This is a genomic window from Shimia abyssi (genome assembly GCF_003014475.1).
GTDB lineage: Bacteria > Pseudomonadota > Alphaproteobacteria > Rhodobacterales > Rhodobacteraceae > Shimia > Shimia abyssi.
The window spans coordinates 419,373-440,623 of record NZ_PYGJ01000001.1; the positions used below are offsets into that span (position 1 = coordinate 419,373).

Here is a 21,251-nt window from a genome sequence, read left to right on the forward strand (position 1 = left end):
ACTCATCTCGGCTTACACCGCCAGCGCACTTACTTTCTGCAACAATTCCAGCAAGACCGGTCGACACTGCGTCACCCCGCCGTCATCAAATTCTAAAGTTGGCGTTTCGTGTATTCTGCCCCGCTTTGAGATCTTCATTTGCCCGGCGTGAATACCATGATCTGGGCGCCCATAATGCCGTGTCGTCCAACCCCGTATTAAACCGTTCGATCAAAACAGCAGTTAAACCCGAGGCTGCAGCGATATATTGCGTTGGCGGTACGGTCACTGCCGCATAGGACACGCCACCATCAGTCACGATGTTCAACACCGGCAATTCGCCCACGAACAAAGAGGAATGTTCGAGCGGATAGAATGACAGTCATACTGCTCTGCCATCCAATGCAGTGCCTTGACCCGCTACAATTCCGCAACCACGCCCGCGTGATGGGGTGCTTGATCTCAGCTGTTTAGAAACCTGGTATCAGCCACCCGCACCTGCCCGTGTTCTACACCCAAGCTAGAGAGTCCCAACAGCCGCTTTCGGGTGGCCAGCACCTGTCAAACGACAGCGTCGACAGGTTTCTCGCTCGGCGCAATGCCTGTCCAGATTCACTAAAACCCATGCCCACCGACACGCATCTTGGCACAATCCCAAATTCGCTGCACCGCGTCTCCCAAAGAACTTGCACGCCTGTTTGACGCTATCCAAAACGGCCTGGTTCACAACCATATCGCGGAACAATTGAAAGAAGTGGTCAACGTCAAAACCGCCCTAGGCCAGCGCCCCGTCACTTGGTTGATCCAGAATGTCCCAATCACCAAACTCAAACTCTCGATTTTTGCCAACCGCACTATAGGCTCCACGGGCGAGTTCTTGCAAAACTCCGTCGGAAGGCCGATTTTCAACGCCGAATGTACCACATGGCCGCGGTCACTCTGGCCCAAGCGCACTATGCTTCGGGCTATCGTATCAACACCCGGCTCTGATTGCGCTTGACTGCCTGGCCATGGCGGTCACAATCTCAATATGCTCAAGGAGAACAGATCACTCGAGCGCGGCCTGATCGTGCTGGAAACACTGGCCCAGCATCAATCCATGTCGCTGGCCGACCTGCACCGCGCCACCGGCTTGCCCAAATCGACCTTGCGACGCCTGCTGGCAACTCTTGCCCGGCGTCGGTTTGTCCGCCGGTCCCTGGCTGACCAACTCTATCGCGCAACGATGACACTGCCTGACATTTCTATTGACCCGATCAGCCCGGCGGCTGCGCAAGTGGCGGACCTCGCTCTGCCTCACATGCTGGAGCTGACCCATCGCATTGGCTGGCCCACGGATCTGCACCTGCTCGAAGAGCACTCGATGCGGATCGTGGAATCGACCCGTTCCATCAGCCCGTTTAATCTCTACCGTGCACCGCTTGATCACAAGGTTGGCCTGTTCTACTCGGCCTCTGGCCTGCTCTGCCTGTCATTGATGCCAATTGCTCGCACCCGCGCGCTATTTGAAACAGACGACATGGACCCGAATTTCCGCGCGTCCCGGTTTGGCATCACATGGGATGACTTATTGGGATATCTCGCACACACTAGGACTGTGGGCTATGGCAGGCGGTTCACCAAAACCGTGGTGCATGACAAGCTTCAGGCCATCGCCTTGCCGCTATACCGACACGGCACTCTCTGGGGGGCAGTACCGCTGCTCTGGCCCAAAGCCTTTATGGAAGCCGACGATTTTGCCGCGAAATACCTGTCTGACCTACGCGTCAGCGTCGAGGCAATTCAGCAAGACATCGACGCGTTCGACGCGACCCGCGTCGCTCACAATCCCAGCTGATCTGTCTGAGCCAGCGCCGACATGCCGCCGTCGATCACATGATCGCAGCCCCGGATCCAGTGACTATCGCTCCCTGCCAGAAACACGATCAAGTCGGCCACCTCTTCGGGCCGTCCGGGCCGCCCGACCCGCGCGATATTCTTGGCCACACGTTCGCCAAATGCCGCCGTGAAATCCTCCAGAATGCCAGTGCTCACCGCCGCTGGACTGACCGAATTGACCCGCAAATCCATCGCGATCAACCGCTCGGTCTGGGCCAGCGTCCACGCGATCACCGCCTCTTTTGACAGATTATAGGCGCGCACGTAATCGATCTGCTGTTCCGCAACAAACCCGCTTAACGCCTCTGGCCCGCTCAGCGCCATCAGCGCTTTGACCTGAACTAAGTTGTCGCGCCACATCGCCCCAGCGCGTGAGGCTGTGTTCACTACTGCACCACCCGGCGCCAACTTGGGCAACATCGCCTCGCTCAGCTGCACCAAGCCAAGGTAATTGACTGCAAGGATAGTCTCCTCCAACCCGTCGCGCGGCGGCAAGCCTGCGTTGTTGATCAAACACTCAAAAGGCCCGTCGACCTCTAACACCGCCCGCGCAATCGCGGCAGGGTCGGACATGTCGGTCTGCACCCACTGATCCACGCCCTCTGGCTCGGCAATATCAAACGCCACCACTTCATAGCCGCGTGCCTTCAGCTTTTGCGCCACAATCGCGCCAATCCCTGTGGCCGCTCCGGTCATTGCTGCCCGCATACCTGTTCCTCCGCGTCAAAGAAAAAAGGCGCCGAGGGTGTCCCGGCGCCCATGGTCGCAGATCAGTCCAGCACACCCACTTCCTTGTAATACCGCGCCGCGCCCGGATGTAGCTCGATCAACCCGCGTTTCGAGGCTGCGAACTCTATGTCCAGCGCCTTGGCCCATGGTGCATCAGACGTGACCTGTTCAATGTTGTCCCAGAACGTCTTGGTCATCAGATAAACTGTCTCTTCATCCAGATCAGCCCGCACACCAATGCCCACAGCCGTGTCAAACGACATCACCGCGCTGTCGTTCTTTTGACCAGCATAAAGCCCCGCCGGCACTTCGGCCCGATAGCGCCACTTGCCAAGGTATTTGTCGACCGCCTCGCCCTCGTGGCTTTCCGGTGCAAGGAAACGCACCTCTTCGGTTTCGGTAAACTGGATGAACTGGCCGCAGGGGTCGAGACAACCGTTCACATAAACATCGATCTTGCCATCCATGAACGCCTGAAACCCGGTCTGCCAATTGGCCTTGATTGCGTCGTAGTCTTCGCCGGGCACCATTCCGGTTGTCGCCTCGATCCACCCCTTGGCAGCGTTATAGGCACCTCCGCCCTGCGGCCCAAGAAACACCGACGCGCCTTCGATATCATCCAACAGTTCGATGTCGCTATCGGCGCGCACCGCAAAGTGATAGGCCCCATAAGGATACCACATCATCAGTTGCAGGTTCTTTGCCAGCTCCGGCGCATCCGCCTGTTTGGCATACATCGCCTTGCCCGCCGACATCAGGTTATAGACAACCGGGCTGGTCATTGACATGTCCAGATTGCCGCGCGCCACTTCCATCATGTGCAATGTGGCCGCACCGCCCCCCGAGACTTCGATCTCAACCCCGTCAAGGTTATCATTCACCACGTTGGCAAAGGTCGCCATCGAAATTGCCGCCCCAAGGCTAGGCGCGATAGTCGCCATTTTTAGCGTCGTATCGTCTGCCGCCACCGGGCTGGCCATCGCTATGGCCGTCAGGCCCGTAATTATCAGATGTCGCATTATTATCTCCTCCCTAAGAATTTCGCGTCATTCGTTTTTTCGCCAGTTCAGGCCGACCTCACACCGTTGTCACATCAACCGCCGAAGGCTCCCCCTTCAAAAACCTATGTCCCACAATCAGCGCCGCCGCCGCGCCCAGCGCCGGGAGTGCGACGGTCATACTTGGCCAGAGCACCGCCACGCCAATCACACCACGTGCAATCCGTTCCCACCCAAACAGACGGTTTTTCTCAAAACCGGTGAGGGCAGAGGTCAGCAACCACATGGACATCGTAAACGCCATCACGACCCATCCCAGATCGCCCCATCCAACGCTGTCGATGTCTATCATCGCCTTTGACGTCGGGACCTCACCGCCAAACCATCCAAACAGTTCTTGCAACTGGTACAAAACCGCCGGGTGATAGACGAATACAAATGGGATCATGAACCCCGCCAACGACAGCCGGGCCGCCTGAAACCCGGTCACTACCGGATCGGCATTGGCAATTGGTGCCGCCGCGAATGCTGCCAGCGCCACGGGCGGCGTGACCGTTGAAATTACGGCAAAGAACACCACAAACAGATGCAAGGTCAGCGGCGCAATCCCGACCGCCTCAATGCCCGAACTCAGCGCAATAACGATGATGAAATAGGTCGCCCCAGGCGGCAATCCCATGCCCAGCACGATCGCCCCAATCGCCACCACGATCAGCGTTGTGAACAATGGCCCTGACGCCAGCTGCGCCAACAACAGCGACAACCGCCCGGAAAAGCCAGACACCTGAATCAGTCCCACAATCAACCCAATCGCCGTAACGATCACGATGATCGAAGCCGACATCCGCCCTGCCTCGACAAAGGCGCGATAGACGCGCGATCGGCTGCGAAATGCCGGAAATAACACAAGCGAGCAGGCCAAAGCAGCGATAAACCCAAAGAAACCGGCGCGCGGCACCGAAGGTTGCGCAAACAGCATGTAACTCAGCACGCCCAGCGGAATGATAAACACTAGACACTGCGCCATTTCCCGTCCGCTCAGCTTGGGCCGTGCGTCGACAGGTACAGGTCCAACACCCTGACGGCGCGCCTCGAAATAGACGGTCAGAAACGTACCCAGATAGAAGAAGATCGCCGGCACAATTGCCGCCACCACGATATAGCGATATTCCAGCCCGATCTGACCGGCCACAAAGAACGCCACTACGCCCATTACTGGCGGCATAACCTGTCCGCCGGTTGACGCAGCCGCCTCAACCGCCGCGGCAAAGGCTGGCTTGAAACCGGATTTCTTGATCACCGGAATGGTCATCACACCGGTCGAGACAACATTGGATATCGCCGCCCCGCTTAACGTACCAAACAACGCCGATGACGCCACCGCAGCGTGCGCTGCGCCACCCGTGAATCGTCCCGTCAGCAAGTTTGCGATCTTCATCAACAGATCACCCGCACCCGACGCCATCATCACCGCGCCAAACACGATAAAGATCAACACATTGCCCGAAACCACTTGGATGGGCTGTCCAAACATCCCTCCCGTTTGGGCCCAGAAGTTTAACACCATCGAGCGCATGGATTGTTCAAACGTGCTCTCTGACCCGGCCAGAATACCGGTCCATTCCGGCAGCAAACCCCTTACAAAAAAGTAGATGATCCAAAACAGGCAGAACCCCACGATGAACGTCCCGAACTGCCGCCATGTCAGGTACAGCGTCAGCAGCACAGCCACCGGAAACAGCACAAAATCAACCGGATCCGCGCCGGGCAACGCCCCCCCATCCACGGCAAACAGCTTCATGACCCACGCCATGAACGTCATTGTCGACAACACCGCCAATGCCCAATTCAGCCAACGCCAACGCATCGGTAGCGACAGGAACGAAATGGCAAATGAAAACAGGATCGGCAGGCCCAATATCAACCCGGTCGGCAACAGGAACGAACGCTCAAAATCTTTGTAACCCGCGCCGAGCCAGTGACTGCGCATCAATTTGCGCTGATCCCGTCGGGACAATTCGTCAAACCCCGGTGTCGTGACCTCAATGAACCAGCGCACAAAATCTGTGATTGGACCTGATGCAGCATATATCAGGATCACAATCACAAATCCAAATGACAGGATATCGCCAACCTTGCGTTCGCTGGTTGCGGGCGCGCTCATGACGTGCCTTCCGCCATAAGCCGCTTGGCTTCCCACAGGTACGTGTTACGCGCCGTTGCATTGATCTCGTCCTCCGCCAGCGCCACCAATGCCTCGGCCTTCATCTGCTCCGCTGGATGGCCAAGCGATAACAAGTGATCACATATCTCAAGCTTCCACTGCAAATCGCCCGTCAACCCCGCGGCAGCGACTAACGCGTCCACACCACCCGCCAACGCCGCGACATGCAACGCGCGCGCCTTTGAGGACAACGTACCCAGATTAGTCGGATTGCCATCATACCAGCCCAGAGTTCCGGCGGCAAAAGCCCGCGCGGACCAGCTGATCTTACCATAAAACTCGCCTAACCAGGGTTTATCTGCCAAGGCCTCGGGCAATGTGATCGTCGCGGCAATGTCATCCATCGACAGCCCGCGATCCATTGCATCGGACGTGAACTGCATCACGTGTTCAATCGCCGCGCGCGTTGTGCCCAACACCTCACGCACCTTTTCCTTACCAGCCACAGGCAGCGTATGCCCCGGCGCCAGCACATCTGCGCCAAGCGCCGCCATCTGCCCCAGTGTTGCGGCCCATGCAGCAAAATCGCGATAAGCTGTGCCGCGAATAGCGTAGAGGTTTGGAAAGGCGTGGTACCAGTTGTCTCCGCCAAACAGCACGCCGACTTCCGGCAACCAGACCATCATATGATCCTCAGTTTCGCCGGGGGCGAGGATCAACTCTGCCCGCACCCCGTCCAGATCAAGCGCCTGATCGGTCGCGACACGCTGTGTTGGCGCAATAAACCCTGCCCCCAACCCCTGCATCGGGCGATCACCGGGTCCGCAGCCCAGCGACACCCGTTCTTCACTGTTCAGCCCAATGCCAAACTGCGCCTGAGTGCGTCGTCCCAGTGCCTTGTTGGGAGCGATCATCCCCTCATCCACGCCGATCAGGTCAGACTTGAATGTGGCACTGGCCCAGATCGGCACGTCGCCTCCCTGCGAAAACACCCTCGCACCTGAAATGTGGTCGCGATGCGAATGCGTATAGATGATCCGCCCAATCGGCTTGTCGCAATGTGCGGCAAACGCCGCACGGATATTCTCAGCTGCGCTTGTGCTCTCTGAGGTATCAATAATGGTGACACTTTCGGCACCCTCGACCATGTGAACGTTAGATGCCGCAAACCCCACCGCACTCCACACACCCGGCGCCAACATTATGACCCCTTTGGGAAACTGCTTGTTGTGTTCGATCAACGCTGGATGTGCCATCAGGACCCCACGTATTTTTTGTTTGCCTTACCGCGGTACTTTTCCAGTAACTCGTCGGGTACTTCGGACCCATCAATCAGGAACGGTAGTATTCCCCGTCTGAGCGAACGCCCGCGCATCGCCTTGATATCGTCTTCCGATTTTGTGACCCGCTGCGACATCCGTAGCCCCCAGCGCGCCAGACACGCATAAAGCCGGTCAATCTCGGCCTCATGCGCATCGCCCTTGGCCAGATCGTGGAATTCCTCCGGGTCTTGCTGCAAATCAAACAGCATGGGCCGGAAACCGCCCTCGGCGTGCATCAACTTGTATCGCCCGTCAAACACCATAAACAGCCGTGCATCGCGGGGCTCAACGCCCAGCTTGACCGCTTGTGGCGTTGCTGAATAATCGTATTCACTCACCGCGAATTCGCGCCATTCTTGCGTTTCTCCGCGCAGCCACGGCAGCAGGGAAAGCCCCTCGATAATATGATCCGGCACTCGATCACTGGCCACGTCCACAAATGTCGCCGCCAGATCAATCGATTCCACAAGCGCTTCGCACACCGTGCCCCGCGTCGCATCGGCTTCGGGCCGCGGGTCGCTGACAATCAACGGGATTTTTACGCTCGGCTCGTGAAACAGATCCTTTTCACCCAGCCAGTGATCGCCCAGATAATCGCCATGATCCGACGTCAGCACGATCATCGTGCTGTCCATCTTGCCACTCTCTTCGAGGTAATCCAGCAACACGCCCAGCTGATCGTCGCATTGCTTGATCAGCCCCATATAGGCCGGAATCACCTTTTGGCGCACATCTTCACGCTGAAACGCCTGCGCGACCCGGTTTTCCATGTAGGCTCCAAAAACCGGATGCGGATCCTCCTGCTCAACCTCGTGGCGCACCGGTTGGGGAACATGGTTTGACCCATACATGTCGTGATACGGCGCGGGCACAATATAGGGCCAGTGCGGTTTGATGAAACTCACATGCGCGCACCACGCGCCTTCGGCCTGCTCAATAAACTCGATGGTTTTTTGTGTCAGCCAAGGCGTCTCGCTGTCTTCCTCACGAATGTTTGCGGGCTTGTCTGCATTGGCGAACATCCAGCCTGACGCCACATCGCCATTGCCATCAATCCCGGCATTGGCAAAGTCGGCCCAAGGGTTCTCGCTCTCGTACCCCTTGGACTTAAGATATTCGTTATAGGGAGAGCGTTTTTCGTCATAAAATCCGTCTGGCCCCTGCCCCCACAGACCGTCATCACGCACCCAGCTGTCAAATCCGCACTCTGCTTGCCGTGCGCCAATCTCACTATCCGGGCTCAGACCCAGCCGCGCCATGCCCTCGGCATCCGCCTTCATATGCGTTTTGCCCAGCAACCAGCACGCCATGCCTTCGCGCCGCAAATGGTCCCCCAACGTGTGCTCGCCCACCCGCAGCGGAAATCCGTTCCACTGCGCCCCATGCGACGACGCGTAGCGACCGGTATAAAAACACATGCGTGACGCACCACAGATCGGGGATTGCACATATGTATTGGAAAACCGCACACCGCGCGCCGCGACCCGGTCGAAATTTGGCGTGTGCAAATGCGGATGCCCCGCGCAGCTCAGATAGTCGTGGCGCAGCTGGTCATACATGATGAACAGAATATTGGGACGCCCCTCAGGGCGCGCATCCTTTGGCATACAATGTCCTCCCTGACGTAACCATGCCAGAGTTCAATTCACATTCCAGACCAAACTCGCCGGTATGCCACCAGGTGGCACATTCGTTCCATACCTTGCAAAAGCACCTAATCATATGAATTTTCAGAAAAATAAGCCGCGCCAACTAGTTCACACAACAATCGCATTTGCAAGGTATGGTTTTTAGGTATTTGAAATTTAACCTTTTTGGAACATCCTGACGTATATCCGATACTAAATATTCAAAAAAACCAACTTTACCATAGCGACTGGGAGAGCGCTCATGACACTACTGAAAACTTTAACGCGGCCGGTTCTGGCTGCTGCATTTGTCGTTGGCGGCCTCGCCTCGGCGGTGCAGGCTCAGGACAAGCCCAACATACTTGTGATTTGGGGCGACGATGTCGGCCAATCCAATATCTCGGCCTACACGATGGGCCTGATGGGTTATCAAACTCCAAATATCGACCGCATTGCGAACGAAGGAATGATCTTCACCGACTATTATGGAGAGCAGTCCTGCACCGCCGGACGGTCGTCTTACATCATGGGCCAGTCTGTTTTCCGGACGGGGCTGTCCAAGGTCGGCCTTCCCGGCGCAGAGCTTGGCATGCAGGAAGAAGATCCGACCATTGCCGGCCTATTGAAGGCGCAAGGCTACTCAACCGGGCAATTTGGTAAAAACCACCTTGGCGACAAAGACGAGCATCTACCGACAAATCACGGTTTCGATGAATTCTTCGGCAATCTCTACCACCTCAACGCCGAGGAGGAGCCGGAAAATATCGATTATCCTGGCGAAGCCATAATGCCCGACGGGCGCACGTTCCGAGAGACCTTCGGCCCCCGTGGTGTGATCAAATCCTCTGCAGATGGCGAGATCGAAGACACAGGTCCGCTGACCAAAAAACGGATGGAAACCGTAGATGACGAAACCGTCGCCGCTGCGATTGACTTTATCAAACGCAAGGAAGACGAGGGCGTGCCGTGGTTTGTCTGGTGGTCAGGCACGCGGATGCACTTCCGCACACATGTCAGCGAAGAGCGCCGTCAGATGGCCAATGACACTGCGGGCAAGAACGTCGATGAATACACCGCAGGCATGATCGAACATGACATGCACATAGGTCAGTTCCTCAGCCTGCTGGATGAGTTAGGCATCGCGGATGAAACCATCGTGCACTACTCGACCGACAACGGCCCGCATATGAACACATGGCCAGATGCGGCTATGACGCCCTTTTTTGGTGAGAAAAACACCAATTGGGAAGGTGGCTGGAGGGTGCCGTCAATGGTGCGTTGGCCGGGCCTGATCGAACCGGGCAGTATTTCGAATGAAATCATGCACCATATGGACTGGCTTCCGACCTATCTGGCTGCAGCTGGACGTCCGACCGTTAAGGAAGAGCTGCTGGACGGCATCACTGTAGCCGAAGTCGGCGGCGGTCGCGATTACCGCGTCCATCTGGATGGCTATAACTTTATGCCGTACTTCGCCGGTGAGGTAGACGAAGGACCACGTCGTGAGATCTTCTATTTCTCTGACGACGGTGATCTGACGGCTTTGCGCTTTAATGACTGGAAGCTCATCTTCCTCGAGCAGAAAGCATATACCACACTGCGCGCCTGGGCAGAGCCATGGACGGAGTTGCGGTTGCCCCTCATATTCAATCTGCGCCGCGATCCTTATGAGCGCAGCTACCGCACCTCTAACACCTATTGGGATTGGCTGATCGACCGTGCGTATCTACTGGTACCGGCGCAAGCGTACGTTGGCCAGTTCCTCGAAACCTTCAAAGAGTATCCGCCGCGTCAGAAGGCGGCGAGCTTCAGCCTCGAACAGGTTATGGAGAAACTTACGGCCCCTCCCGGCTCGCCGTAATCTCTCGGTAGTCGACCTGAAATTCGGGTGGGCAGCTCAGCGCTGCCCACCCATTTAGAACGCATATTTCCAATCCATTTGCCGAGGTCGTGACATGAGACACTTGCCCATGCCCAGAATTACCCGTTGCCCACTGCGTGCCACGTTGTCGGGCACTGCAATCTTGTTGGCCACGACCGTCACCGCCCTCGCTGATCCGCTCCCCTCATGGGGCGATACTGATGCCAAATCCCGTATCATTTCATTTGTCGAGGCCGTGACCGACCCCGCCTCGCCCGACTACGTCACCCCCGCCGCGCGCATTGCCACTTTTGACAATGACGGCACGCTCTGGGCCGAACAGCCGGTATATTTCCAGTTGATTTACGCTGTTGAACAAGTCGCCAAAATGGCCGAAGCGGATCCTGCAATATTGACCAGTGACGCGCTCAAGGCCGCCGCATCCGGCGATATGAACGCTTTGTTGGCCACCGGCAAAGAAGGTCTGGTCGAGGTGCTAAAGACCTCCCATGCCGATATGCCCCTCTCAGAATTCCAATCGAACGTCGCCGCATGGCTCGACACATCAAGGCACCCCACGACCGGTTTGCGTTATGACGAGATGATTTATCAGCCCATGTTAGAGCTGCTCAGCTACCTACGGGACGAGGATTTTGCCACCTACATCGTATCGGGTGGTGGGATCGATTTCATTCGCGTCTTTGCAGACGAGGTATATGGCATCCCCCCCGAACAGGTTGTCGGCAGCTCGCTGACCGCAAGTTACGAGGTGGTTGACGGCGTGCCGATGATCATCAAGGGAGACGCTCTGTTCTTCAACGATGACAAGGGCGGTAAGCCGGTTGGAATCACCCATCACATTGGCCGTCGCCCAATTCTCGCGGGTGGCAATTCTGACGGTGATTTCGAGATGCTCGAATACACGACCGCCGGTGATGGCGCGCGCCTTGGCCTGCTGATCCATCACACCGACGCGACCCGCGAATTCGCCTATGATCGCGAAGGTCACATAGGTGTACTCAACCGCGGTCAAGACGAGGCCGAAGCCCGCGGCTGGCTGCTGGTCGACATGGCCCAGGACTGGCAAACCATCTTCCCTGTCGACCCCAAGAACTAAGGCTCCGCACATGACACCCCTTGATCAGATCAACGCCCTGCGCACAGCCATTGGCGGCTCGATTATTGGCCAACGCGACGTGATCGACCGACTGCTGATCGGCCTGCTTGCCAATGGTAACCTCCTGATCGAGGGGCTGCCCGGCCTTGCCAAAACCCGCGCGATCAAGGCGATGGCCAAGAACCTCGAATGCGATTTCTCGCGCATCCAGTTCACCCCGGATCTGCTCCCGGCTGATGTGACCGGCACCGAGATGTATCTGCAATCCGACACCGGCCCCACGTTCCAGTTCCAGCCCGGCCCGATTTTTGCCAACGTGGTCCTGGCTGATGAGATCAACCGCGCACCGGCCAAGGTGCAATCCGCCCTGCTCGAAGCGATGGAGGAACGTCAGGTCACAGTCGCAGGAACGACGCATAAGATGCCGCCACTGTTCATGGTCATGGCCACGCAAAACCCCATCGAACAAGAGGGCACCTACCCCCTACCAGAGGCTCAGATGGACCGATTTCTGATGCATGTGGTCATCACCTATCCGCCCCTTGCCGACGAGGTCGAGGTGATCCGCCTTGTCCGCGCCGAAGAACAAGACTTGCAATCTGAAAAACCATCCACCAAAAAACCTGCCCCGATCCCGCAAGACGCCGTTTTTGCCGCCCGCGCGGAAATCGCCGCAATCCACACCTCCGACGCTATCGAAACCTACATGGCCACTCTGGTTCAGGCGACACGCACGCCGGGCGAGTTCTCCGAAAACCTCGCCCGCTGGATCGATGTCGGCGCAAGCCCGCGCGCCTCTCTCGCGCTGGACCGCTGTTCTCGGACACACGCGTGGCTAAATTCGCGCGATTATGTCGACCCCGAGGACCTGCGCGCCATTGCGCCAGACGTCTTTCGTCACCGTCTGACGCTCACTTACGAGGCGCAGGGTGAGGGCATTACCCCGGACGCAGTGGTGCAGGAAATCCTGACCCAAGTCGCCCTTCCTTAAAGGCCCCCGATGGACCGCGCCGCTAGAACCCGCACCGGCTTGATGCCTCCGCCCAAACCGGGTGTAGATGACCCGCGTGTGCATGTCTCGCTTGCGTCACTGCGGGCGCTGGAATACCGCGCACGCCAGATCACATTCACCTCTAAACAACAGGCCCACTCCGCTCTTAATGGCCGCCACGGCTCCCGCATTCGCGGGCGCGGCCTCGATTTTCTGGAACTGCGCGACTACCTGCCATCGGATGACGTGCGTGCAATCGACTGGAAAGTCACCGCCCGCACCGGCAAACCGCATGTCCGCGTCTTCACCGAAGAACGCGACCGCCCGACTCTGATTGTCGTAGACCAGCGCATGTCGATGTTCTTTGGCTCTGTGCTGAATATGAAATCCGTCACCGCCGCCGAGGCCGCCGCCATCACCGCCTTTCGTGTGCTGGATCAGGGCGACCGCGTCGGTGGCATCATCTTTGGCGATACCCGCATTGCCGAGCTGCGCCCGCGCCGCAATCGCGCCGCGCTGGACCAGTTTCTGATCGCACTGTCCCGCGCAAACCAAGACCTCCACGCACAAGCCACTACGTCCTCGCCCTTGGCCTTCAACGATGTATTGCGCGCGGTGCAACGCATAGCCAAGCGTGATCACCTGGTCATCATCCTCAGCGACTTTGCAGAAGTTGATGACACCACCCGCGTCCTGATGTCTGGTCTTACTCGGCGCAATGATGTGGTGCTTGGCCTCGTCACCGACCCGACCGCCCGTGCGTTGCCAGACTCCACGCAGTTTACCGCCTCAGACGGCGCATTGCAGGCCGAACTTGACCTAACCGACGCCCCCACCCGCGATGCGCTGTTGCGCTATTCTGCCGACCGGTTAAAGGCCATCCACAACTGGCAGCTAGAGATGCGCCTGTCGATCCTGCCGCTGACCACAGCACAAGATACCCTGCCCCAAATCCAGCACTTGATGGGGACACGATGAGCGATACGCCCACAAATCCCACAAACCTCGTTGACCTGATCGACAGCCTGACCGAGGTTCCAGACCTCGCGCCGGTGTCGCTTTGGCCGCAGACCCAAGGCTGGATTGTGCTTGCCGCCCTGCTGCTGTCTGGCATCGCCTTTGGCATTCGCGCCGCCGTGCACAATTACCGCGCTAATGCCTATCGCCGCGCCGCCCTTGCCGAGCTTGCCTCCGTTGGCGATGACCCAGTGCAGATCGCCACAATCCTCAAACGCGCCGCACTCGCTGCTTACCCCCGTGACCGTGTCGCGCCGCTAACCGGCTCTGACTGGCTCACTTTTCTCAATCAAACCTCTAACAAAGAAAGGTTTTCCGGCAGTCTCGGCACAGCACTCGCCACCGCGCCCTATGCCGTTAAACCCGCTCAGGCGCCGGGCCTCAACGCCCTCGCCCGTCAATGGTTACGCACGCATAAACCGGAGCGCGTGTCATGATCACCCTCGCCATGCCCGCGGCACTCGCTCTCTTGCCGCTACCGCTGCTGATCCACCGCTTTCTTCCCCCCAAACGCACACGTAGCGCGTCGTTGCGCGTGCCGTTTTTTCGTGACCTCACCACCGCCACCGGCACGACCGCGCGCTCCGGCGCTGCGGTCCTGTCGCGTTCGCGCCTTCAAATGATCTCAGCTGCACTGATCTGGGCGCTGCTCGTGCTGTCTCTGGCAACGCCCGAACGCTTGGGAGAGCCGGTCGAAATCACCAAAGCTGGGCGCGATGTTGTGCTGGCCATCGACATCTCTGGTTCAATGGACACGGTTGATTTTCCCGGCCCTGACGACAAAAACCAACAGCGCCTCGCCGCCGTGCGCGACGTGGTGGCGGGCTTTGTGGAAACCCGAGATGACGGCGGCGACCGCATGGCCCTGATCGTTTTTGGTAGCAAAGCCTTTGTCCAGGCCCCCCTGACCACCGATCTTGCCACGGTGCTCGCCCTGCTGGACCAGACCTCTGTCGGTATGGCTGGTCCTCACACCGCTCTGGGCGACGCCATCGGCCTTTCTATCCGCACATTTGAAGCGTCCGAGATCGATCAGCGCCTGTTAATCCTGCTCTCAGATGGCAACGACACAGCCTCGGCCATGTCGCCGATCAATGCCGCCGAGATTGCGCGCGACCGTGGTGTTGAAATCTACGCAATTGGCGTTGGCAGCCCTGACGCTTCAGGCGAAAACCGCCTTGACATGGCACTACTCACTGGCCTCGCAACGCGTACCGGCGGGCAGGCGTTCTTTGCAGGGGATACAAATGACCTGCAAGAAGTTTACGACCGGATCGACTCCCTTGCCCCTCGCGATGTCGAAACCTTATCGCACCGCCCGCGCCAGAACCTTGCACATATTCCGCTGATCCTTGCGGCCCTGATCGGCCTGGTCGCGCTGGCATGGCTCCATCTCTCCCCCGCGTCGCGGAGGGCCACGCCATGACCCCGTTTGAGACCGCGCTGTCCGCCTTTCACTTTATCCGCCCTGCGTTCCTCCTGACGCTCATTCCACTCGCCCTGCTGTGGTGGCGCATCCGTCGCCCGGCTGAGGCCGCCGACACCGTCACGCTCGATATTGCGCCACACCTCAAATCCGCGCTTACCATCGGCGCAAAGCGCGCAACCCGATTTCATCCAATTGATCTTGTTACGCTAGTGCTTACCCTTCTCACTCTCGCAGCCTCAGGCCCAACATGGTCGCGCGTGCCCGAACCCTTTGCCGCCCAAACCGCACCGATGGTGATCGCACTGCAAGTCACTCCTTCCATGCAGGAAAGCGACCTCGCGCCAAGCCGACTTGAACGCGCCAAGCAAAAGATCCGAGATCTGTTAGAAATGCGCGCCGGGGCCCGCACGGCCCTCATTGCATATTCAGGTACCGCCCATTCCGCCGTGCCCATGACCGACGATTCCGCTCTTATCCAACCTTACCTCGAAGGGCTTTCGCCCGAGATTATGCCAGTTGAGGGCACAGCTCCACTCGCCGCACTTGCGCTTGCCCAAGACATCTTGCAACGCGACGATAACGCGGGCGGCGTGCTTTTCCTGCTCGACGATATATCGACATCCGACGCGACCCAGCTGGCGCAATCCGCCAATGGGACGCCGCTGGCCTTTCTGACCATGCTGCCCAACAGCACCACACCTTCCGCACTCTCCCAAGTGCAAGCTCAAACCGTCGCCGTCACCCCGGACACCGCCGACCTGCGCGCGCTGGAAAGGGGGTTTCAGGCCGCTTATCAACAGGCCCAGCTGCAAGACGCCGCACAGCCATGGCAGGATCGCGGCGCGTGGCTCGCATGGCCCGCGGCATTTCTGCTGCTGTTCTGGTTCCGGCGCGGCGTAACGATGCGATGGGCGCTGCTCTTTGCGCTGGCTATGTCCATCCCACCCGAACGCGCTCAGGCTCAGGGCGTATCGCAGTCACTGCGCGACTGGTTCTTCACCCCAGATCAACAGGGATGGCTGGCCTATCGCAAGAAAGACTATGCAATCGCCGCTGACCGTTTTGCCGATCCTTATGCGCGCGGCGTCGCGCAATACCGCGCTGGCCAATACGAAGCCGCCGCACAAAGCTTTGCCCAGCTCGACACAGCCGACGCAGCCTTTGCGGCTGGCATGGCCTATGTCAAATCGCGCGGCTATCGCAACGGTGTACGCGCCTTTGAACGCGCGCTTGAGATTGATCCGACGCATCAGGGCGCGAACAACAACCTGCCCATCGCAAAACAAATCGTCGATTTTGTCGAAACTCAGCGCGAACAATCCGACACCGGCGAGGACAGCGGCATTGGGGCCGATGACGTTGTGTTTGATAACGAAGCGCAGCGCGGCGCAGAAACCGAACTCTCGGCCCCTGCCGAGGACAAGCCGTCGATGCTGACCGCTGACCAATGGATGAACACAGTCGACACCGCAACCAGCGACTTCCTGCTGCAACGCTTTCGTCTCGAAGCGTCTGAGGCCAGCCAATGATCCGTCTCGCCCTGACCCTCTTTTTGGCGATCACTTCGTTGGCCACTGCACAAACCGTCGATCCGCGCGTTGAAATTGAATTTAGCGAGACCGAGGCCATCCCCGGCCAGCCGCTCTCGCTACGCATCACCGTACTGGTACCAACATGGATGCCCGATCCGCCCGAATGGCCCAGCTTTGAAGCGCCCAACATCCTTGTCACTGCGCCCGAACGCGCCAGCTCGCCCACCAGCAAAACCATTGATGGCGAAACATGGTCTGGCGTTTCGCGCCGCTATCGCATCACTCCCATGGTGCCCGGCACCGTTATCCTACCTGCTCAAACCATGCGCGTAACCTATGCCGCGCCCCCTGCCACCGATCCCATCAGCGCCGAAGTGCCCATCGATGCCCTTACTCTGACCGGCACACTCCCACCCGGTGCAGAAGGGCTCGATCCCTTTATTGCGGCCAGCGCGCTCACTCTGACTCACGAGGTCGAAGGGGAGACCACCGGGCTCAAGGCGGGTGACAGTTTCTCAGTCACCGTAACGGCCAAGCTTAGTGACCTGCCACCCATGTTCCTGCCGCAACTCGTGACAGGCGAGGTGCCAGAGGGCCTACGCGCCTATCCCGAAAGCCCAATCCTGAACCAAAGCGAAGATCGCGGCAAGGTTTCGGGCGCGCGCTCTGAAAAGGTAGTCTATGTTGCGGAGGGTGGTGTTGAGGGCGCCCTGCCGGCGATGTCGCTGGAGTGGTATAATCTCGAAACGCAAAAGATCGAAACCGCAACCCTTGCGGAAATCTCGGTGCAGGCTGATGCGCCACCTGCTTCGGCTCAGACTGCGCAAGATATCAACTGGCCCCGTGTCATTGCAATGGCCGCGATGGCGCTCGTCATTCTGACGTTGGGGATTGTCGCTGGCAAAAAGCTCACTCCGCCCGTGCGGGCCGCGCTCGCCCGGCGTCGCGCCAGACAACTGGCCAGCGCCAAGCACGCATGGACACAGCTTGAACGTGCCCTTAAGGATCGCGATCTGCCCGCCACCCATGCGGCACTTGCCCTCTGGCAATCACGCGCTTTGCCGTTGACATCAACCCAACAGTCACAGATCGACGCCGCATTTGTTGCGATTGGGCACGCCCGCTATGGTCCAAATGCCACACGCGATAACGTGAGCGGTTGGCAAACTCTGTCCAGCCTGCTTCACTCGACAAAACAGGCTCAGCACGCACAGCGCTTTACGCGCTCGGCATTGCCCGCCCTCAATCCGCAGGCCACACCGCGCCATCTATAAAGAAAGCCGCCGATGCCCCACGCCTTTTCCCGCGCCCTTTTCATCGGCGCAATGCTTTTTGGCCTCTCAACCTTAGCTGCCACCGCCCAGCAACGCGGCTATGTCGGCTCTGACGCCTGCGTCGATTGCCACACCGCCGAAACCGAAGCATGGGAGCAATCGCACCATGCTAAGGCTTGGCGCTGGCCAGACGCGGACATGCTGCTCGGGGCCTTTCAGGGCGAGGTGTTTGAACATGACGGTATGCGTGCCGAATTCTGGATGGACGGTGACACCCGAATGGTGCGTGTCACCGAAAAAGACGGCGTCACCACGGAATACCCCGTGCATTCCGTGGGCGGTGTTGCCCCGCTGGAACAGCTCATTCTGGAAACCAAGCCCGGCAATCTCCAGAGCTTTGACGTCACATGGGACGTAGAAAACCAGCGCTGGTATCACCTTTACCCGGATCAGGATCTGCCGCCAAACGACGGATTGCACTGGACCGGCCCCTACAAAAACTGGAATGCGCGCTGCGCTGAATGTCACGCCACCGGCTATAACAAAAACTTTGATGCGCCCGCCGCGTCCTACAAGTCCACTCAAGTCGAAATTGGCGTCGGTTGCGAGGCCTGCCACGGCCCCGGCGCGCGCCATATCGAACTTGTGTCAGCGGACACGCGCCCAGAATCCATGCCACCGCTCTACGGTTTCAATGTCGATTTTGACGACACAGAAGCGGCAATGCAGCAATGCGCCGGATGCCACTCGCGCCGCGAAGCCTTTGGCAACGGCTCGCCGCGCCCAGGCACCGGTTTTCATGATGCCTATAACCTCGCCCTCCTGCGTCCTGGCACTTATCACGCCGACGGTCAGATCTTGGACGAGGTCTATGTCTACGGTTCTTTCTTACAGTCCAAGATGTTTGCAAAAGGTGTTGGTTGCGCCAATTGCCATGACGGGCACACCGGCGAACGGCTGGCCGAAGACAACACGCTCTGCACCCAGTGCCATTCACCCGCCGGGAATGATGACTTCCCGACTTTGGCGCTGAAAGACTATGACAGCACTGCGCACCACAACCATGCCGCTGACAGCCAGGGCGCTGAATGCAAGAATTGTCACATGATTGAACGCACCTATATGGGTGTCGACGGGCGCCGTGATCACTCGTTCCGCATCCCACGTCCCGATCTGGCGGCGCAAACCGGCGCACCAAACGCCTGCACCGATTGCCACGTTGACGAGACCGCAAACTGGGCGGCCGCCGCCATCGCCGAATGGTACCCAAACGGCAACTGGACCGAACCACATTTTGGCCAAACACTGGCCAATGGTCGCGCCGACCCGGTTGGCGCAGCCAATGATCTTCTCATCCTTGCGCGCGATGATGACCAGAACACATTGGCCCGCGCCACAGCGCTTTGGCTGCTCTCAAACGCGGGTGACACGGTCTCACTCAGCGATCTGACACCCTACCTAAACGATCCTGATCCGTTGCTGCGCGCAAATGCGCTCTCCGCTTTGCGCGCTGTTCCAACAACGCTGTCGGCCCCCTACTTCGCCACCGCACTCGAGGATCCATCGCAGAACGTCCGCCTGTCTGCGGCGCGCGCCATCCTTTCGATCCCTTCGGCACAGGCAACGGACGCGCTGCGCGCCAGCTATCGCGCCGCCTATTCGACGCTTGCCACTTTCCTCAGAAACCAATTCGACTTCCCCGAGGCGCACATGCAAATCGCCGGCATTGCTCTGACACAAAGTGACCTCACCTCGGCTGAGCGGGCCTTCCGCATGGCGGTGTCACTGGATCCGCAACAGGGCGATGCCTGGACATTGCTTGTGCGCATTGCCGCCGCGCAACGTGGTCGCGAAGCCGCGCGTCAGGTGCTGAACGAAGCCTTGCGCAACGCACCAAACCATCCGGGATTGCTCGAACTCGCCTCCCAACTCTGACTCGCAATGCTTCGAGCTAACGTCGACACACAGCCAAACACGTTACTGATTTTTCGAATTTAGTCAATTTCGGTAACTTAATGATTGCGCCGAATCGCCGCGCAAGATATCACCAACCAATCGGTCGATTATTGAGGCTGATCAAACCGCCCCCATCCGACCGGCAGGAGGAAACACGTGACAGAAGCCTTCATCTGCGACGCAACCCGCACCCCAATCGGTCGCTACGGCGGCGCGCTTTCTTCGATCCGCACAGATGACTTAGCCGCGTTGCCCATCGCCGCACTAATCAAGCGTAACCCCCAAGTTGATTGGACGCGTATAGACGACGTTATCGTGGGCGACGCAAATCAGGCCGGAGAAAGCAATCGAAACGTGGCGCGCATGGCCGCCTTGCTGGCCGGTTTGCCCACTGATGTGCCCGGCACAACGATCAACCGGCTTTGTGCCTCGGGCATGGATGCGGTCGGCATGGCGTCACGCGGATTGCGCGCGGGCGATTATGACATGGCCATTGCAGGCGGTGTCGAAAGCATGTCTCGGGCACCCTTCGTCATGCCCAAAGCGACCAGCGCCTTTTCGCGCAACAATACAGTTTTTGACACGACGATTGGCTGGCGATTTGTCAATCCTCAGATGGAACACAATTACGGCATTGACACTATGCCGCAGACAGCCGACAACGTCGCCGAAGTTTATGGCGTCAGTCGACAAGATCAGGACGCTTTCGCCGCTCGCAGCCAAGCTCGCTGGGCGGCGGCACAAGAGGCCGGGGTGTTTTTGGAGGAGATCACCCCGGTCTCTGTGCCGAACATTGGGCGCAACCGTACGGACGCGCCCACCGTCGTCACCGCAGACGAACACCCTCGCCCCGGTACCACCGCAGAAAAGCTCGCCAAACTGCGCGGTATCAACGGCCCCGACCTGACCGTGACCGCTGGCAATGCATCCGGTGTCAACGACGGTGCTGCAGCAATCCTGATGGCTACAGGTGCCGCTGCCGCCCAGAATGGCCTCAAACCCATCGCGCGCATCGTCGGCATGGCCGCCGCTGGTGTAAAACCGCGTATAATGGGCATCGGCCCTGTGCCCGCCACCCGCAAACTTCTGGCGCGTACGGGCCTCACCATTGAACAAATGGATGTGTTAGAATTGAACGAGGCCTTCGCCGCACAGGGCCTCGCGACCTTGCGTGAACTGGGTGTCCCGGATGACGCGCCGCACGTGAACCCAAACGGCGGCGCCATCGCCATCGGGCACCCACTTGGAATGTCCGGCGCGCGCCTTGTGCTGACCGCGGCCTATCAATTGCAACGTACTGGCGGGCGCTATGCGCTCTGCACCATGTGCGTTGGCGTAGGACAGGGCACCGCCTTGATCCTTGAAAGAGTTTAAAG

Annotated in this window: 16 protein-coding genes; 11 read left to right on the forward strand and 5 right to left on the reverse strand. The window is 58.8% G+C overall.

All coding sequences use genetic code 11. The features are described from left to right. Positions 1-1,009 precede the first annotated feature (1,009 nt). The gene (locus CLV88_RS02060) at positions 1,010-1,816 is read left to right on the forward strand and encodes a helix-turn-helix domain-containing protein (protein ID WP_106606695.1); all 807 of its coding nucleotides are present in this window, start codon (positions 1,010-1,012) and stop codon (positions 1,814-1,816) included. Here CLV88_RS02060 and CLV88_RS02065 read toward each other — a convergent pair. The 5 genes from CLV88_RS02065 to CLV88_RS02085 all read right to left on the reverse strand — a co-directional run bounded on the left by CLV88_RS02065 (position 1,801) and on the right by CLV88_RS02085 (position 8,677). After that, the gene (locus CLV88_RS02065) at positions 1,801-2,565 is read right to left on the reverse strand and encodes an SDR family oxidoreductase (RefSeq protein WP_106606696.1); all 765 of its coding nucleotides are present in this window, start codon (positions 2,563-2,565) and stop codon (positions 1,801-1,803) included. The two genes, CLV88_RS02060 and CLV88_RS02065, sit on opposite strands and share 16 nt — an antisense overlap. 62 nt (positions 2,566-2,627) lie before the next feature. Further along, on the reverse strand, positions 2,628-3,605 hold the full coding sequence (locus CLV88_RS02070; protein ID WP_106606697.1) for a TAXI family TRAP transporter solute-binding subunit: 978 nt from the start codon (positions 3,603-3,605) through the stop codon (positions 2,628-2,630). A 58-nt stretch (positions 3,606-3,663) separates the two neighbouring features. Beyond that, positions 3,664-5,748, reverse strand: coding sequence for a TRAP transporter permease (locus tag CLV88_RS02075; RefSeq protein WP_106606698.1), 2,085 nt, complete (start codon positions 5,746-5,748; stop codon positions 3,664-3,666). Next, a complete protein-coding gene (locus tag CLV88_RS02080) occupies positions 5,745-7,004 on the reverse strand; it encodes an alkyl/aryl-sulfatase (protein ID WP_106606699.1) in 1,260 nt (419 codons plus the stop codon). The genes CLV88_RS02075 and CLV88_RS02080 overlap by 4 nt, the downstream gene beginning before the upstream one ends. Continuing rightward, complete coding sequence (locus tag CLV88_RS02085; protein WP_106606700.1) at positions 7,004-8,677, reverse strand: sulfatase-like hydrolase/transferase; 1,674 nt, start codon at positions 8,675-8,677, stop codon at positions 7,004-7,006. Before CLV88_RS02085 ends, CLV88_RS02080 begins: the two co-directional genes overlap by 1 nt. 283 nt (positions 8,678-8,960) lie before the next feature. On the opposite strand from CLV88_RS02085, the gene CLV88_RS02090 reads away from it, so the two are divergent. The 10 genes from CLV88_RS02090 to pcaF all read left to right on the forward strand — a co-directional run bounded on the left by CLV88_RS02090 (position 8,961) and on the right by pcaF (position 21,249). Next, a complete protein-coding gene (locus CLV88_RS02090) occupies positions 8,961-10,559 on the forward strand; it encodes an arylsulfatase (protein WP_106606701.1) in 1,599 nt (532 codons plus the stop codon). Positions 10,560-10,668: 109 nt separating this feature from the next. Then, entirely contained in the window at positions 10,669-11,676 is a 1,008-nt protein-coding gene (locus tag CLV88_RS02095) for an HAD family hydrolase (protein ID WP_106606702.1), read from the forward strand. A 10-nt stretch (positions 11,677-11,686) separates the two neighbouring features. Beyond that, on the forward strand, positions 11,687-12,667 hold the full coding sequence (locus CLV88_RS02100; RefSeq protein WP_106606703.1) for an AAA family ATPase: 981 nt from the start codon (positions 11,687-11,689) through the stop codon (positions 12,665-12,667). 9 nt (positions 12,668-12,676) lie between these two features. Further along, on the forward strand, positions 12,677-13,645 hold the full coding sequence (locus CLV88_RS02105; RefSeq protein ID WP_106606704.1) for a DUF58 domain-containing protein: 969 nt from the start codon (positions 12,677-12,679) through the stop codon (positions 13,643-13,645). Beyond that, positions 13,642-14,121 (forward strand): DUF4381 domain-containing protein, encoded by a 480-nt coding sequence (locus CLV88_RS02110; protein ID WP_106606705.1) that lies wholly within the window; start codon positions 13,642-13,644, stop codon positions 14,119-14,121. The genes CLV88_RS02105 and CLV88_RS02110 overlap by 4 nt, the downstream gene beginning before the upstream one ends. Beyond that, positions 14,118-15,110, forward strand: a complete 993-nt coding sequence (locus tag CLV88_RS02115; protein WP_106606706.1) for a VWA domain-containing protein — start codon at positions 14,118-14,120, stop codon at positions 15,108-15,110. Before CLV88_RS02110 ends, CLV88_RS02115 begins: the two co-directional genes overlap by 4 nt. Further along, positions 15,107-16,642: a VWA domain-containing protein gene (locus tag CLV88_RS02120; RefSeq protein WP_106606707.1), complete on the forward strand. Its 1,536-nt coding sequence runs from the start codon at positions 15,107-15,109 to the stop codon at positions 16,640-16,642. The genes CLV88_RS02115 and CLV88_RS02120 overlap by 4 nt, the downstream gene beginning before the upstream one ends. Next, positions 16,639-17,919: a BatD family protein gene (locus tag CLV88_RS02125; RefSeq protein ID WP_106606708.1), complete on the forward strand. Its 1,281-nt coding sequence runs from the start codon at positions 16,639-16,641 to the stop codon at positions 17,917-17,919. The genes CLV88_RS02120 and CLV88_RS02125 overlap by 4 nt, the downstream gene beginning before the upstream one ends. A gap of 12 nt (positions 17,920-17,931) precedes the next feature. Next, positions 17,932-19,854 (forward strand): HEAT repeat domain-containing protein, encoded by a 1,923-nt coding sequence (locus CLV88_RS02130; protein ID WP_106606709.1) that lies wholly within the window; start codon positions 17,932-17,934, stop codon positions 19,852-19,854. Positions 19,855-20,031: 177 nt separating this feature from the next. Next, positions 20,032-21,249, forward strand: a complete 1,218-nt coding sequence (gene pcaF / locus CLV88_RS02135) for a 3-oxoadipyl-CoA thiolase (protein ID WP_106606710.1) — start codon at positions 20,032-20,034, stop codon at positions 21,247-21,249. Positions 21,250-21,251: the final 2 nt, after the last annotated feature.